Source organism: Nonomuraea sp. NPDC048881 (assembly GCF_040649795.1).
Classification (GTDB): Bacteria; Actinomycetota; Actinomycetes; order Streptosporangiales; family Streptosporangiaceae; genus Nonomuraea.
The window spans coordinates 1-15305 of record NZ_JBEZGC010000011.1; the positions used below are offsets into that span (position 1 = coordinate 1).

Consider the following 15305-nt stretch of genomic DNA (forward strand, 5'->3'; position numbering starts at 1 on the left):
CAAACTCTCCAAACAATGCTTGGAAAAGTGGTTGAACCCAACCAAAAAGGAATCCGTCCATCCGCCGAAGCAGACGTGGACGGGGTTATGCATGTATTCATGCACTGGCTTTTAACACACTGTTGAGTTCTCAAGAAACGGACGCGTACTTCCTCACCAGAACCCGTTCCCGGATCCTCGCTCAGAGGCGCTCACATTTCATTTCCTTCAGTCTACCAGATCCGGACGATTCTTGTCAAACCGCCCGATCCGGGAGCTTCCGGACCTGCTCCGTTTCGGAGCAACCCTGCTAACTTACTCTAACTTCCGGCCTTTGTCCAACCGCCAGGTCAGACAGCCCGAAAGTCGGGGTTGATCAGAAGGGGTGTCGGGGCTGATCGGCCCCGCGTTGAAAACTCTAGCAGCCCTGAGGACGTCGAAGGTCCATCTTCGGTAACGAATGGACCTTCCCCGCGTTCGTATGCTCTAAACCCCGAGCCCGGACAGCTGTGCCTCAAGGCGCGCGATGTCCGCGGCGGCCTGCTCGGCCCGGCCCCGGACCTTGGCGACCACGTCGTCGGGCGCCTTGGACATGAACTGCTCGTTGCCCAGCTTGCCGGCCGCCTGCGCGGCTTCCTTCCGGGCTGCGGCCAGATCCTTCTCCAGGCGCTTGCGCTCGGCCACGACGTCGATGGCGCCCGCGGTGTCGATCTCCACGGTCACCGCACCCACGCTGAGGCGCGCTGTGGCGTTGAACGTCTCCGCCGGCTCGGTCAGCCGCAGCAGCGCACGGATCGCCCTCTCCTGGGTCTCCAGCGGCGTGCCGGACAACCCCAGACGGGCGGCCACCTTCTGGCCGGGCTTGAGCCCCTGGTCGGAACGGAACCTGCGGACCTCGGTGACGAGCTCCTGCAGCGCGTCGATCTCGGCCTCGGCCGCCGGGTCGGCGTAGCGGGCGTCGGTCTGCGGCCAGGGAGCCACGACGATCGACTCGCCACCCGTCACCGCCCGCCACAGCTCCTCGGTGACGAACGGCACCAGCGGGTGCATCAACCGCAGCAACGCGTCGAGCACGTGCCCGAGCACGAGCCGGGTGTGTTCGAGCCCCTCCCCGAGCTGGATCTTGGCCAGCTCCAGGTACCAGTCGCAGACCTCGTCCCAGGCGAAGTGGTAGAGCAGGTCGGAGGCCTTGGCGAACTCGTACTCGTCGAAGGCCGCGTCGGCGGCGCTCACCACGGTCTGCAGGCGGGACAGGATCCAGCGGTCGGCTGCGGTGAGGTCGAGGCCGTCGAGCGAGCCCACCGCCGCGCCGTTCATCAGCGCGAACCTGGTGGCGTTCCAGATCTTGTTGCAGAAGTTGCGCGAGCCGGCCGCCCATTCCTCGCTCACCGCCACGTCGGCACCGGGGTTGGCGCCACGCAGCAGCGTGAAGCGGGTGGCGTCGGCGCCGAAGCGCTCGACCCAGTCGAGCGGGTCGACCACGTTGCCGAACGACTTCGACATCTTCTTGCCGTACTGGTCGCGGACCATGCCGTGCAAGGCCACGGTCTGGAACGGCGGACGGCCGTCCATGGCGTAGAGGCCGAACATCATCATCCTGGCCACCCAGAAGAACAGGATGTCGTAGCCGGTGACGAGCACGGAGGTCGGATAGAACTTCTCCAGCTCCGGGGTGGAGTCGGGCCAGCCTAGCGTGGAGAACGGCCACAGTCCGGAGGAGAACCAGGTGTCGAGGACGTCGGAGTCCTGGGTGTAGCCGGCCGGCGGTTCCTCGTCGGGGCCGACGCAGACGACCTCGCCGCCCGGGCCGTACCAGACCGGGATGCGGTGGCCCCACCACAGCTGACGGGAGATGCACCAGTCGTGCATGTCGTCGACCCAGTCGAAGTAGCGCTTGGCCAGCTCCGGCGGGTGGATGCGGGTGCGGCCGTCACGCACGGCGTCGCCGGCGGCCTTGGCCAGCGGCGAGACGTTGACGAACCACTGCAGCGACAGCCGCGGCTCCACCACGGTCTTGCAGCGCGAGCAGTGGCCGACCGAGTGCAGGTAGGGACGCTTCTCGGCGACGATGCGGCCCTCGGCGCGCAGCGCGGCGACCACGGCCGGGCGCGCCTCGAAGCGGTCGAGCCCCTCGAAGGGGCCGTGGGCGGTGATGACGCCGCGTTCGTCCATGACGGTGAGGGACGGCAGCGAATGGCGGCGGCCGATCTCGAAGTCGTTGGGGTCGTGGGCCGGGGTGACCTTGACCGCGCCGGTGCCGAAGGCGGGATCGACGTGCTCGTCGGCGACCACGGGGATCATGCGGCCGGTCAGCGGCACCTCGACCATCGTGCCGACCAGGTGGGCGTAGCGCTCGTCGGAGGGATGGACGGCCACGGCGGTGTCGCCGAGCATGGTCTCGGCGCGGGTGGTGGCCACGACGATCTCGTCGGAGTAGCGGATCGAGACCAGCTCGCCCTCGTCCTCGCTGTGCTCGACCTCGATGTCGGACAGCGCGGTCAGGCAGCGCGGGCACCAGTTGATGATGCGCTCGGCGCGGTAGATGAGCCCGTCGTCGAAGAGCTTCTTGAAGATGGTCTGGACGGCTCGTGACAGCCCCGGGTCCATGGTGAAGCGCTCGCGCTCCCAGTCGACGCCGTCGCCGAGCTTGCGCATCTGGCCGAGGATCCGGCCGCCGGACTCCTCCTTCCACTCCCAGACGCGCTCGACGAACGCCTCGCGGCCCAGGTCGTGGCGGGACAGGCCCTGCTTGGCCAGCTCGCGCTCCACGACGTTCTGGGTGGCGATGCCGGCGTGGTCCATGCCGGGCAGCCACAACGTCTCGCGGCCCTGCATGCGGGCGCGGCGGGTCAGCGCGTCCTGGATGGAGTGGTCGAGCGCGTGACCGATGTGCAGGACGCCCGTCACGTTGGGCGGCGGGAGGACGATGCTGTACGGCACGCGCGAGCTGCCCGGGTCGGCGTGGAAGTAGCCTTCGGACACCCAGCGCTCGTAGCTACGGGTCTCGACGTCGGCCGGCGTGTATTGGGTGGGCAGCTCTTGCGTTGTCACAAGCACCAATTCTAGGGAGCCGGACAAGCGAAACGCCCCCGGGACGAACCCGGGGGCGTTTTTTCGAGGACGGTCAGGCCGACTTCTCGCGCGGCGTGCGCTGCTGCTTGGCGGCGAGCTGGTCGCGCGGGACGAGCGTCGGGATCGCGTGTTCCAGCACCGACTCGCGGGTGATGACCACGCGGGCGACGTCCTGGCGGGAGGGCACCTCGTACATGACGGACTGGAGCACCTCCTCCAGGATCGCGCGCAATCCGCGGGCGCCGGTGCCGCGCAGGATGGCCTGGTCGGCGATGGCCTCCAGGGCGCCGTCGGTGAACTCCAGCTCCACGCCGTCGAGCTCCAGCAGCTTGCGGTACTGCTTGACCAGCGCGTTGCGGGGCTCGGTGAGGATCTGGATGAGGGCCTCGCGGTCGAGGTTGTGCACCGAGGTGATGACCGGCAGGCGGCCGACGAACTCGGGGATCATCCCGAACTTCAGCAGGTCTTCGGGCATCACGTCGCCGAAGATGTCGGCCGTGTCGACCTCTTCCTTCGAGCGGATGATGGCGTTGAAGCCGATGCCCTTCTTGCCGATGCGCGACTCGATGATCTTTTCGAGGCCGGCGAAGGCGCCACCGCAGATGAACAGCACGTTGGTGGTGTCGATCTGGATGAACTCCTGGTGCGGGTGCTTGCGCCCGCCCTGCGGCGGCACCGAGGCCGTCGTGCCTTCGAGGATCTTCAGCAGCGCCTGCTGCACGCCCTCGCCGGAGACGTCACGGGTGATCGACGGGTTCTCGCTCTTGCGGGCGATCTTGTCGACCTCGTCGATGTAGATAATGCCCGTCTCGGCCTTCTTGACGTCGTAGTCGGCTGCCTGGATGAGCTTGAGCAGGATGTTCTCGACATCCTCGCCGACGTAGCCGGCCTCGGTGAGGGCCGTCGCGTCGGCGATGGCGAAGGGCACGTTGAGCATCTTCGCCAGAGTCTGTGCGAGGAGAGTCTTTCCCGACCCGGTCGGCCCGAGCAGCAAGATGTTGCTCTTGGCCAGCTCAAGGCCGTCGTCTCTACCCCGGTCACCGGACTGCACCCGCTTGTAGTGGTTGTAGACCGCCACCGAGAGCGCCTTCTTCGCCTTGTCCTGTCCGATGACGTAGGCGTCGAGGAACTCGTAGATTTCCCTCGGCTTGGGCAGGTTGTCCCACTTGAGCTCGGAGGACTCGGAGAGCTCCTCCTCGATGATCTCGTTGCAGAGATCGATGCACTCATCGCAGATGTAGACGCCTGGACCGGCAATGAGCTTCTTGACTTGCTTCTGACTCTTCCCGCAGAAAGAGCACTTCAGCAGGTCTCCCCCGTCGCCGATGCGTGCCACCCCAGATACTCCTTTGCGTGGGACCGCCCTGCTCACGCGAGCAGTGTCTCCGGACATCCTCCGGACTAGGCCGAACCGCTCAGGTTTCGACGTTACCGTCTTCTGGGCCCTCAGTGAGCCCCCTAGCGGCGAGTCGCACCGGAACGTGCCCTATTGGGCAGCGCTCCGGTGCGTCACATCTCAACTAGGAAGCGACGGCCTGAGCTCGTTTCTTCCTGGTCGGGATGATGTCGTCGATCAGACCATACGCCTTTGCCTCGTCCGCGTTGAGAATTTTGTCGCGTTCGATGTCCTTGCGGATGTCGGCGGAGGCCTTGCCCGTGTGCTTCGCCACGATGTCCTCGAGGAGGGATCGCATGCGGAGGATCTCGCGGGCCTGGATCTCGATGTCGCTTCCCTGGCCACCGCCCTCGGTGGAGGGCTGGTGGATCAGCACCCGGGCGTTGGGCAGCGCGAAGCGCTTGCCCGGGGTGCCGCCGGCCAGCAGCACGGCCGCGGCGGACGCGGCCTGGCCGAGGCAGACGGTCTGGATCTCCGGCCGGACAAACTGCATCGTGTCGTAGATCGCCGTCATGGCCGTGAACGAGCCGCCGGGCGAGTTGATGTAGATGCTGATGTCACGGTCGGGGTCGAGCGACTCCAGCGTCAGCAGCTGGGCCATCACGTCGTTGGCCGACGCGTCGTCGATCTGCACTCCGAGGAAGATGATGCGGTCCTCGAAGAGCTTGTTGTACGGGTTCATCTCCTTCACGCCGTAGGACGTGCGCTCGACGAAGGAGGGGAGAACGTAACGGCTCTGGATGTTCATGTCAGCTCCCCCTAGGAGACCGGGCCCACGGAGGGCACCTGCCGCGCGCTGCGCACCACGTGATCGATGAAGCCGTAGTCCTTCGCCTCCTCGGCCGTGAACCAGCGGTCACGGTCGGAGTCGGACTCGATCTGGTCCAGCGGCTGCCCGGTGTGGAAGGCGATCCGCTCGGCGAGCGTCTTCTTCACGTAGAGCATCTGCTCCGCCTGGATGGCGATGTCGGCCGCGGTGCCGCCGATGCCGCCGGACGGCTGGTGCATCATGACGCGGGCGTGCGGCAGGCCGTAGCGCTTGCCGCGGGCGCCGGCGGTGAGCAGGAACTGCCCCATGGAGGCGGCCATGCCCATCACCACCGTGGACACGTCGTTAGGCACATATTCCATCATGTCGTAAATCGCCATACCGGCACTCACCGAGCCCCCGGGCGAGTTGATGTACAGCGTGATGTCGCGCTCGGGGTCGTCGGCCGCGAGCAGCAACAGCTCGGCGCAGATCCGGTTGGCGATCTCGTCGTTGACCTCCTGACCGAGCACGATGATGCGCTCACGCAGCAGGCGCTGGTAAAGCTGGTCCTCAAGCCGGAAGGACGAGCCGTTCTCACGGCCTCGCGACTCAGGCTGATAGAAGGTCGGCGGGCTGGTCACAGCGTCACCTTCCGATGCGTCGTAAGTGATTGGCTTTGCTTGTGACCTTAACGCGCGACGCCCACAGGTCATGCCCGGTCCCCCGTACTGTTCGCTGACGGCGCAGGTCTGGGTGGCCGGTCTTCTGTCAGACTACGCCGTTCCTCCACGTCCAGCTCATGGTCCGGCTCTGTGAGCGTTTCGGCAGGGATGGTGCCGTGCTGGTGGGGCTCGTGGAGCTTGTGGGGTTGCGTACCGGTGGATGCCGTCCGGCGGCGCGGAGGCGGTCGCGCGGGCGGTGGCGGTGAGGGGCTGCCGAGCCGTCGAAGGGCGGGCCGCGCGCCTGAGGGGCCGTTCGCGCCCCGCGGGATCGTCAGGTGCCTTGTGGGCGCGTACACGCGCTCGGCCGTGCTCTCGGACGCGGGAGGCGCGCCGCCGCGGCCGCACAACACGAAGCCCCCGAACCCATGGGGTTCGGGGGCTTCGGGGAAGGTCAGGCTTCGGCCTTCTCCTCGGACTCGGCGGCCTCGTCGGCCTCCTCCTCGACCGGGGCGCCGTTGATCTCGGCGTAGATGGCCTTGAGGTCGACCTCGTTGCCCTCGCTGTCGACGACCTTGGCGGCGTCGCCCAGCACGGACTTGGCCTTGTCGCGGACGATCTCGACCATGGCCAGCGTGAGCTGGTCGTTGTCGGCCAGGTGCTTGGCCAGCTCGTTGGGCTGCACGCCCATCTCCATGGCGCGGCGCACCACGAAGTTGGTCAGCTCCTGCTCGTTGACGCCCAGTTCCTCGGCCTTGACGATCTTGTCGAGCACGAAGCCGACCTTGAGCGCCTTGGCGGAGTTGCTGTCGAACTCGGCGAAACGCTCCTCCTCCGTCGTCTGGTACAGACGGAAGAAGGCGTCGCGGCTGAGGCCGCTCTCGGCGATCTGGTGGTCGAGGTTGTGCTTGCGGGCGTCGACCTCGGCCTTGAGCGCGCTCTCGGGCAGCGGGATGTCGATCTTCTCAAGCAGCGCGTCGAGGGCCTTCTCGCGGGCCTGGACGACCTGGTCGATGAGCTTGTTGCGGCGGGCCTGCTCGCGGATGCTGGCCTTGAGCTCGTCGAGCGTGTCGAACTCGCTGGCGAGCTGGGCGAACTCGTCGTCGAGCTCGGGCAGGACCTTCTCCTTGACCGACTTGACGTTGATGATCACGTCGGCCTCCTCGCCGGCGTTCTCGCCGCCGACGAGCTCGGTCTTGAAGCTCTTCTCCTCGCCCGCGGACATGCCCACGAGGGCGTCGTCGAGGCCCTGGAGCACCGAGCCGGCACCGACCTCGTAGGAGACCTCGCTGGCCTGCTGCTCCTCGATGTTCTCGCCGTTGATCTCGGCGCGCAGGTCCATCACCACGAAGTCGCCGTTGGCGGCCGCGCGCTCGACGCCGGTCAGCGTCGCGAAGCGCTGGCGCAGCGAGTCGAGCTGGGCGTCGACGTCTTCGTCGGAGACCTCGGCGGAGTCGACGGTGATCTCGGCGCCCTGGTAGTCGGGCACCTCGAAGTTGGGCCGGATGTCGACCTCGGCGGTGAACTCGATCTGCTCACCGTCGTCGATCTTCGTGACCTCGATGTCGGGCTGGCTCACCGGGAACACGTCGACCTCGTCGACGGCCTGGCCGTAGAGCTTGGGCACCGCGTCGTTGAGGGTCTCCTCCAGCACTACCGCCCGGCCGAAGCGCTGCTCGATGATGCGGGCCGGAACCTTGCCAGGCCGGAACCCGGGGACGCGCACCTGCTGCGCGACCTTCTTGTACGCCGCATCCATGCTCGGGCGCAGCTCTTCGAACGGCACCTCGACGGTGAGCTTGACCCGGGTCGGGCTGAGCTCCTCGACAGCGGTCTTCACGGAATGGTCTCCTTGATCAAGCTACGAGTGATCGCGGGCGCGTCCATTCGGTACGGCTCACGCGCCGCGCCCACATGAGCGGCGTTGGGCATGCTCCGCCACGGCGGGATCCAACGCCGATGGCCAGTCTAGGGCAGATGCGTACCGAACAACGACGCCGTCGCCGTCAGAACTCCTCGGCGATCGTCCGCAGCAGATCGATCGTCTCATCAGGAGTGGTGCTCACGGCGCACAGCCGCTCCATGACCTCCGTGTATCGGTCCACGTCCTCACGCTTGTCCAGGTACAGGGCGCTGGCCAGTTGCTCGACGTAGACGACGTCGGGCAGGTCGCGGTCGGGGAAGCGCAGGATGCTGAAGGCGCCGCCCTCGGCGCTGTGGCCGCCGAAGCTGAACGGCATGATCTGGATGGTGATGCTGGGCTGCCGCATGAGGTCGATGAGGTGTTCGAGCTGGGCGCGCATGACCTCGACGCCGCCGATGGGCCGGCGCAGCGCCGCCTCGTCGATCACGGCCCAGAAGACGGGACCGTCCGGCCGGTCGAAGATGCGCTGGCGTTCGAGCCTGAGGTCGACCCTCCTGGCGATCTCCTCCGCCGCGATGCCCGCCGCTCCGGCGGTGACGACCGCCCGGGCGTACTCCTTGGTCTGCAGCAGTCCCGGCACGAACTGGACCTCGTAGGTCCTGATCCGGGCGGCGGCCTCCTCAAGGCCGACGTACGCCTGGAACCAGGTGGGCAGGACGTCGTTGAACCGGTGCCACCAGCCGGGTTCGTTCGCGGTCGCCACCAGGTCGAGTACGGCGGCTCGCGCCTGCGGGTCCACGACGCCGTACAGCGTGAGCAGGTCGGAGACGTCACGTTCCTTGAACCCCACCCGCCCCAGCTCCATGCGGCTGATCTTGGATTCGGAGCCCCTGATGAGGTGCCCCGCCTCCTCGCGGGTGACGTTCTTCGCCTCCCTGAGCTTTCGCAGCTGGGAGCCCAGGAGGATGCGCAGCGCCGTCGGCCCGGAACCCGGCTGGTTCTGCGTCACGTTGCCTCCTATCAAGGTCCGCACACACAGTGACACCACATTGCCGGGTATGACAAGGTCTCAACCTCGTGTCCGATTAGGAGAGATTTGCCCCAAAAGGCGCATGCTGTTGCACATTGCAGCTGCACGTGCATTTGGGTCTTGCAGCCGCCGCGTTCGTGACCCATGATGGCTTAGTGCATTGTGGGCCAAACATGCACTAAACCGAGGGCTACGGGGAGGTATCGGCGGCATGGTGGAGGATCCTCTGGCCACTGCCGATTGCCTGCAGATCACCCGTGAGGTGGGGTTCGACCACCTGCTCAAGGGCGGGAAGCCGAACACGACCGCGTGCCCGCTGCCCTTCCAGGCCGACTCGGTGAAGACCGCCAGGGACGTGACCCGCTCCACGCTGCGGGGATGGGGCCTGCACGAGCTGAGCGACGACGCCGCGCTCGTGGTGTCCGAGCTGGTGACGAACGCCGTGAGATACGCGATGTACGCGGCCGGCCGGCGGGAGATCGAGCTCTTGCTGATGCGCGTGTCGCCGCACGTGCTGCTGGCGGTGGCGGACCCGAGCGACGAGGTGCCGCGCCGCAAGGAGCCGGACTTCATCTCCGAGAACGGGCGCGGCCTCTACATCGTCGAGACCTACAGCCAGTGCTGGGGCTGGGACCCGCTCGACCGCGGCGGCAAGGCCGTGTGGGCGTTGTTCCGCGCCGAAGAGGGTTCCGAAGAGGGCTGAGCCCTCGGCCTGGCCGCTACTCGCCGGTGGCGCCGTCGATGCGCTCGCGCAGCAGGTCGGCGTGGCCGTTGTGGCGCGCGTACTCCTCGATCATGTGGACGAGGATCCAGCGGTGGGTGCAGTCCTGGCCGTTCCGGTCGCCCACGGCGTCGAGGGGCTTGGCGGCCGAGATGGCGCGGGCGCGCTCGATCTCGTCCTGCCAGGTGGCGAACGCCTCCTCCACCGAGGCGTCGTCCACGTCGTTGAAGTCGGCGTCGTTGTCGACGTCCTTGTTCCACAGGCGGGGGATGTCCTCGCCGTTCAGCACGCGGCGGAACCAGACGCGCTCCACGTGCGCCAGGTGCCGGACCAGGCCGAGCAGCGACATGGCGGACGGCTCGGCGGAGCGGAGCCTGAGCTGCTCGTCGGTCAGGCCGGCGCATTTGACGGCCAGCGTGCCGCGATGCCATTCGAGCCAGTTGCCGAGCACGGTCCGTTCGTCGCCGGTGAGGGGCGGGGGCACACGATTGTCTGTCACGCCTCGACCTTAATGGGCACTTCGTCCGGGTCCGCGAACCAACAAGGCCCCCTCCGCGTCGGAGGGGGCCGATGACCTGGTCGGGGCGACAGGATTTGAACCTGCGACTTCTTGCTCCCAAAGCAAGCGCGCTGCCAAGCTGCGCCACGCCCCGCCTCGCCGGGTGCGCATGCGGTCCGTGACTCCGGTACGCTTACGCCCTGACGACCGGATGAAGTCTAGACCAGAGTTCGACCGGTTCGCGCGGACGTAGCTCAATGGTAGAGCCCTAGTCTTCCAAACTAGCTACGCGGGTTCGATTCCCGTCGTCCGCTCTCGCAGGCGAAAGGCCAGGTCATCCCCGGTTCGGGGGGCCTGGCCTTTTGTGATCTTCGGGGGCGTAGGCTGGCGTCGATGCGTGCACGTCCGATCTCCCGGGAGGCGCTCGTCGAGGAGCTGGCCGAGCTCGTCGCCGCGCGGCCCAAGGACGCCTGGGTGCGGGTGGCGGTCGACGGGGCGCCCGCGGCGGGGCCCGGCGCGCTGGCCGACGAGCTGGTCGCGCCGCTGCGGTTGCGCGGCAGGCCCGTGCTGCGGGTGTCGGCGGGTGACTTCCTGCGGCCGGCCTCCCTCCGGCTGGAGCACGGCCGGACCGATCCCGACGTCTTCTACGAGGACTGGCTCGACGTCAAGGGCCTGCTGCGCGAGGTGCTCGAACCCTTGGAGCCGGGCGGCTCGGGGCGGGTGCTGCCGGCGTTGTGGGACAGCGGGATCGATCGCGCGTACCGGCTGCCGTACCGGGAGCTGGCGCCGGGCGGGGTGGTGCTCGTGGACGGCACGCTGCTGCTGGGGCGGGGGCTGCCGTTCGAGGTGAGCGTGCACGTGTGGCTGTCGGCGGGGGCGCTGGCGCGGCGCACGCCGCAGGACGAGCGGTGGCGGCTGCCGGCCTACGAGCGGTACGAACGCGAGGCGCGCCCGCAGCGGGCCGCCGACGTGGTGGTCAGGGCCGACCATCCGGACCGGCCGGCGGTGCTGACGGACGGCTGAGCCCGAGCAGCGCGTCCAGCTCGGCGACCGCCTGGGCGTTCGAGGTGAAGCGCACGGCGTGCAGGCCGGCCGCGCGGGCGCCCTCGACGTACGGCTCGTGGTCGTCGAGGAACACCGTGGCGGCGGGGTCGGCGCCGAGGGCGTCGCAGGCCGTCAGGTAGATGCGCAGATCCGGTTTGCGCACTCCCGCCTCGTGCGAGTAGACGATGTGGTCCACCAGGCCGGCGTAGCCGTACGCGGCCTGCTCGCGTTCCCTGGCGCCGACGAAGCTGTTGCTCACCAGGCCCGTGCGGTAGCGCGGACGCAGGGCGCCCAGGTACGCCATGAGCTCGGTGTTGGGCGTGCCGAGGTACTCCGTCCAGACGTCGTCCATGAACGCCCCGGCGTGCGCGCCGAGCACCTTGGTCACCTCGGCGCCGGCCTGCTCCTCCGTCATCTCGCCGACCGCCCCGGCCAGCCAGGTCGGCTCCAGCTGGGCGTCGATGTGCCCGGCGGGCAGGCCGAGCTTCTCCTCCCACCTGGCCGTCACGCCCAGGGACGGCGTCAGCTCCAGCACCCCGCCGATGTCGAACACGACCGCATCGATTTTCATATGCTCCTCCTGTGAACTGATTCAACCAAGGTAAAGAAGGAACGTGTCCGTGTCCAGACCCTTGACGGCCCACAGGGGCGGCTCAAACTGAAACGGTGATCCCTGGCAACTGGTACAACATCGTTCCCGATCTTCCCGTGCCGCCTCCGCCGCCGCTGCATCCCGGCACTCGCCGTCCCGTCGGGCCGGACGACCTCGCGCCGCTGTTCCCCATGGAGCTCATCGCGCAGGAGGTCAGCGGCGACCGCTACGTGCCCATCCCCAAGGAGGTCATCGACGTCTACCGGCTGTGGCGGCCCACGCCGCTGATCAGGGCGCACCGGCTGGAGAAGGCCCTCGACACGCCGGCCCGCATCTACTACAAGTACGAGGGCGTCTCACCGGCCGGGTCGCACAAGGCGAACACCGCCGTGCCGCAGGCGTACTACAACGCCAAGGAGGGCGTGCGGCTGCTGACCACGGAGACCGGCGCGGGACAGTGGGGGTCGGCCCTGGCGTTCGCTTGCGCCCAGTTCGACGTCGAATGCCGGATCTGGATGGTTCGGGCGTCCTACGACCAGAAGCCGTACCGGCGCTCGCTCATGCGCGTGTACGGCGCCACCGTCCACCCCAGCCCCTCCCCCCTCACCGGCGCGGGCAGCAAGGCGCTGGCCGACGACCCCGCCTCCCCCGGCAGCCTGGGGCTGGCGATCAGCGAGGCGGTCGAGGTGGCCGCCGCGAACCCCGAGGCCCGGTACGCGCTCGGCTCGGTGCTCAACCACGTCCTCATGCACCAGACGGTGATCGGCGAGGAGGCCCTGGCGCAGCTGCCCGAGCTGCCCGACCTGGTCATCGGCTGCACCGGCGGCGGCTCCAACTTCGCCGGTCTCACCTTCCCCTTCCTGCGGGAGAAGCTGGCCGGACGGATCGGCACCCGGTTCAGGGCGGTCGAGCCGGCCGCCTGCCCGTCGTTCACCCGCGGCGTGTACGCCTACGACTTCGGCGACACCGCCGGGCTGACGCCGCTGCTGAAGATGCACACCCTCGGGCACTCCTTCGTCCCCGACCCGATCCACGCCGGCGGGCTGCGCTATCACGGCATGGCGCCGCTGCTGTCCCACATGTACGAGCTGGGGCTGTTCGAGGCGGTGACCCGTACCCAGAGCGAGTGTTTTGAGGCGGGTGTGCGCTTCGCGCGGACCGAGGGCATCGTCCCGGCCCCCGAGCCCACGCACGCGCTGGCCGAGACCATCGCCGAGGCCCTGCGCTGCAAGGAGAGCGGCGAGGAGAAGGTGATCCTCACCGCGCTGTGCGGGCACGGCCACTTCGACCTGGCCGCCTACGACCGCCACCTGGCCGGCGAACTGGAGGACTACTCGCTTCCGCAGGAGCGCCTCGACCAGGCGCTCACCGAGCTGCCCGGCTGAGATGACACGGGTGGCCGCGAGATCCGCGGCCACCCGTGTTCAGTTCGCGTTCGGGCGCTTCCCGTGGTTCGCCTTCTTCTTCTTGCGCGCCCTGCCCTTGCGTGCACGTTTCGCCATGGGCTCACCTCCGACGGTCGGGATCGTGACCTACAAGGTCTCCCCTGCCCGCGGGCCGCACAAGCGATACGCCGTGACCTAACATTCCTCAACAAACTCGTGTCATAATTTGGTGGAATCTGTTGGAAGGGGTGGGCGTGCTCGCACAGCAGCGTCAGCAGACGATCCTCGAACGCGTACGCAGCAGCGGCGGCGTCCGGGTGGCCGACCTCGTGCGCGAGCTCGGCGTCTCCGACATGACGATACGCCGCGACCTTGAGGTGCTGGCCGAGCGCGGGCTGCTGGAGAAGGTCCACGGCGGCGCGACGGCCCTCGGCCCCGGCTCGACCGAGGAGCCCGGCTTCACCGCCAAGTCCGCCCGCCAGCAGCAGGAGAAGGAGGCCATCGCGCGGCACGCGGCCACCCTCGTACGGCCGGGCACCGCCGTGGCCCTCTCCGCCGGCACCACCACGTGGGCGCTGGCCCACCACCTCGTCGCGGTGGCCGAGCTGACCGTGATCACCAACTCGATCCCCGTCGCCGAGGTCTTCCACCGCAACCCGCGCGCCGACCGCACGGTCGTGCTGACCGGCGGCGTGCGCACGCCCTCCGACGCGCTCGTCGGCCCCGTGGCGGTGGCGGCCATCCGCCGCCTGCACGTGGACACGCTCTTCCTCGGGGTGCACGGCATGAGCCTGCGCGCCGGGTTCACCACGCCCAACCTGCTGGAGTCCGAGACCGACAGGGAGCTGGTGGCCGCGGCGCACCGGCTGGTGGTCCCCGCCGACCACACCAAATGGAACACGGTCGGCATCAGCACGATCGCCGAGCTGACCGAGGCCGACGTGGTCATCAGCGACGCGGGGCTGCCCGAGGAAGCACGCACCGAGCTGGCCGAACGGGCCGGAGAACTGATCATCGCGGAGGGCACGCCTTGAAGCGCACCATCACCCACCTGGCAGACGGCCGAGAGCTGATCTACTTCGACCGGCGCGACGACGCCGACCGGAGCGCGATCGACCGGCGGCCGCTCGATCCGCGGCCGGTGGCCTCCGAGCTGCGCTACGACCCGCTGACCGAGGAGTGGATCGCGATCGCCGGCCACCGGCAGACGCGGACGTTCCTGCCGCCGGCCGACGAGTGCCCGTTGTGCCCGTCGTCCGCCACGCGGGCGTCGGAGATCCCGGCCCATGACTATGACGTGGTGGTGTTCGAGAACCGCTTCCCCTCTTTCTCCGGAAATTTTGGGACTTACGGGGATGTCGGCGGCCTGAGTGAGGTGCGGCCGGGTGTCGGACGTTGTGAGGTGGTGTGCTTCACCTCCGACCACTCCTCCTCCTTCTCCAGGCTCTCCAATGCGCAGGTCAGGCTGGTCATGGAGGCGTGGGCCGACCGCACGGCGGAGCTGTCCGGCATGGAGGGCGTCGAACAGGTGTTCTGCTTCGAGAACCGGGGCGAGGAGATCGGCATCACGCTCCCCCACCCGCACGGGCAGATCTACGCCTATCCCTACGTGACCCCGCGCACCAAGCTCCAGCTGGGGGCCGCCTCTCGGCACACGGGCGGCAACCTGTTCGCCGACGTGCTGGCCGCCGAGCAGGCCGCCGGCACGCGGGTGGTGGCCGCCAACGAGCTCTGGACGGCGTTCGTGCCGGCCGCCGCGCGCTGGCCGTTCGAGGTGCACGTGTATCCGCACCGGCAGGTGCCCGACCTGGCGGCGCTGTCGGAGGAGGAGCGGGCCGCGTTCGCGCCGCTGTACACCTCGGTGCTGCGGGCGCTCGACGCGCTGTTCGGGGTCGCGATGCCGTACATCTCGGCCTGGCACCAGGCGCCGGTGCGGTACGGCCGCGAGCTGGCCTACCTGCGCCTGGAGCTGTTCAGCATCAGGCGGGCGCCCGGGAAGCTGAAGTACCTGGCGGGCTCGGAGTCGGCCATGGGGGCCTTCGTCAACGACGTGCTGCCGGAGGAGGCGGCACGCATGTTGCGATCACGAATTGATCACTAATTGGTTTCTCATTAAAGTCGCATGACTCGTGATCTACCACTAATATCCCGTTAGACATCGGCCATAACGGTCGTTGTATGCCTAATCCCGGGCGTGTTGCCCGGGAGCCGGGGACCCATCGCATCCGGGGTGAATCCGCGCAAGTGGTAGGGACTGCTCCCGTGCCCGAACCCGTCAGCTAACCCGGCCGGCAGAGGGAGAGGAACAACCAC

The 15305-nt window shown here is 68.2% G+C and carries 13 protein-coding genes, 2 tRNA genes and 1 riboswitch; of the genes, 6 read left to right on the forward strand and 9 right to left on the reverse strand.

Going from position 1 to position 15305, the window contains the following annotated elements:
* Positions 1 to 465: 465 nt before the first annotated feature.
* The 6 genes from AB0C33_RS33410 to AB0C33_RS33435 form a co-directional block, all read right to left on the reverse strand.
* Positions 466 to 3030: a valine--tRNA ligase gene (locus AB0C33_RS33410; RefSeq protein WP_358294634.1), complete on the reverse strand. Its 2565-nt coding sequence runs from the start codon at positions 3028 to 3030 to the stop codon at positions 466 to 468.
* A gap of 73 nt (positions 3031 to 3103) precedes the next feature.
* On the reverse strand, positions 3104 to 4387 hold the full coding sequence (clpX, locus tag AB0C33_RS33415) for an ATP-dependent Clp protease ATP-binding subunit ClpX (RefSeq protein WP_185067261.1): 1284 nt from the start codon (positions 4385 to 4387) through the stop codon (positions 3104 to 3106).
* Positions 4388 to 4571: 184 nt separating this feature from the next.
* Positions 4572 to 5195 (reverse strand): ATP-dependent Clp protease proteolytic subunit, encoded by a 624-nt coding sequence (locus tag AB0C33_RS33420; RefSeq protein WP_352323604.1) that lies wholly within the window; start codon positions 5193 to 5195, stop codon positions 4572 to 4574.
* An 11-nt stretch (positions 5196 to 5206) separates the two neighbouring features.
* Positions 5207 to 5839, reverse strand: coding sequence for an ATP-dependent Clp protease proteolytic subunit (locus AB0C33_RS33425; protein ID WP_352323605.1), 633 nt, complete (start codon positions 5837 to 5839; stop codon positions 5207 to 5209).
* Between the two features lie 472 nt (positions 5840 to 6311).
* Positions 6312 to 7697, reverse strand: a complete 1386-nt coding sequence (gene tig / locus AB0C33_RS33430) for a trigger factor (RefSeq protein ID WP_352360392.1) — start codon at positions 7695 to 7697, stop codon at positions 6312 to 6314.
* 166 nt (positions 7698 to 7863) lie between these two features.
* Complete coding sequence (locus tag AB0C33_RS33435; protein WP_352360394.1) at positions 7864 to 8730, reverse strand: helix-turn-helix transcriptional regulator; 867 nt, start codon at positions 8728 to 8730, stop codon at positions 7864 to 7866.
* A 232-nt stretch (positions 8731 to 8962) separates the two neighbouring features.
* Between AB0C33_RS33435 and AB0C33_RS33440 the strand changes: the two genes are divergently transcribed.
* A complete protein-coding gene (locus AB0C33_RS33440; protein ID WP_358294636.1) occupies positions 8963 to 9454 on the forward strand; it encodes an ATP-binding protein in 492 nt (163 codons plus the stop codon).
* Positions 9455 to 9470: 16 nt separating this feature from the next.
* On the opposite strand, the gene AB0C33_RS33445 is transcribed toward AB0C33_RS33440, so the two are convergent.
* Together AB0C33_RS33445 and AB0C33_RS33450 are read right to left on the reverse strand one after the other, a co-directional pair.
* The gene (locus AB0C33_RS33445) at positions 9471 to 9971 is read right to left on the reverse strand and encodes a DinB family protein (protein ID WP_358294638.1); all 501 of its coding nucleotides are present in this window, start codon (positions 9969 to 9971) and stop codon (positions 9471 to 9473) included.
* Between the two features lie 77 nt (positions 9972 to 10048).
* Positions 10049 to 10125: transfer RNA gene (locus AB0C33_RS33450), tRNA-Pro, on the reverse strand.
* A gap of 89 nt (positions 10126 to 10214) precedes the next feature.
* Here AB0C33_RS33450 and AB0C33_RS33455 point away from each other — a divergent pair.
* Together AB0C33_RS33455 and AB0C33_RS33460 are read left to right on the forward strand one after the other, a co-directional pair.
* Positions 10215 to 10285: transfer RNA gene (locus tag AB0C33_RS33455), tRNA-Gly, on the forward strand.
* A 79-nt stretch (positions 10286 to 10364) separates the two neighbouring features.
* Entirely contained in the window at positions 10365 to 10994 is a 630-nt protein-coding gene (locus tag AB0C33_RS33460; protein WP_358294640.1) for a uridine kinase, read from the forward strand.
* On the opposite strand, the gene AB0C33_RS33465 is transcribed toward AB0C33_RS33460, so the two are convergent.
* Positions 10948 to 11586: an HAD family phosphatase gene (locus AB0C33_RS33465; protein ID WP_358294642.1), complete on the reverse strand. Its 639-nt coding sequence runs from the start codon at positions 11584 to 11586 to the stop codon at positions 10948 to 10950. The genes AB0C33_RS33460 and AB0C33_RS33465 overlap by 47 nt on opposite strands.
* A gap of 95 nt (positions 11587 to 11681) precedes the next feature.
* On the opposite strand from AB0C33_RS33465, the gene AB0C33_RS33470 reads away from it, so the two are divergent.
* The 3 genes from AB0C33_RS33470 to galT all read left to right on the forward strand — a co-directional run bounded on the left by AB0C33_RS33470 (position 11682) and on the right by galT (position 15093).
* Complete coding sequence (locus AB0C33_RS33470) at positions 11682 to 12992, forward strand: TrpB-like pyridoxal phosphate-dependent enzyme (protein ID WP_358294644.1); 1311 nt, start codon at positions 11682 to 11684, stop codon at positions 12990 to 12992.
* A gap of 254 nt (positions 12993 to 13246) precedes the next feature.
* Entirely contained in the window at positions 13247 to 14026 is a 780-nt protein-coding gene (locus AB0C33_RS33475) for a DeoR/GlpR family DNA-binding transcription regulator (RefSeq protein ID WP_352360430.1), read from the forward strand.
* Complete coding sequence (gene galT, locus AB0C33_RS33480) at positions 14023 to 15093, forward strand: galactose-1-phosphate uridylyltransferase (RefSeq protein WP_358294646.1); 1071 nt, start codon at positions 14023 to 14025, stop codon at positions 15091 to 15093. The genes AB0C33_RS33475 and galT overlap by 4 nt, the downstream gene beginning before the upstream one ends.
* Before the next feature lie 68 nt (positions 15094 to 15161).
* Positions 15162 to 15300, forward strand: a riboswitch (cyclic di-AMP (ydaO/yuaA leader).
* Positions 15301 to 15305: the final 5 nt, after the last annotated feature.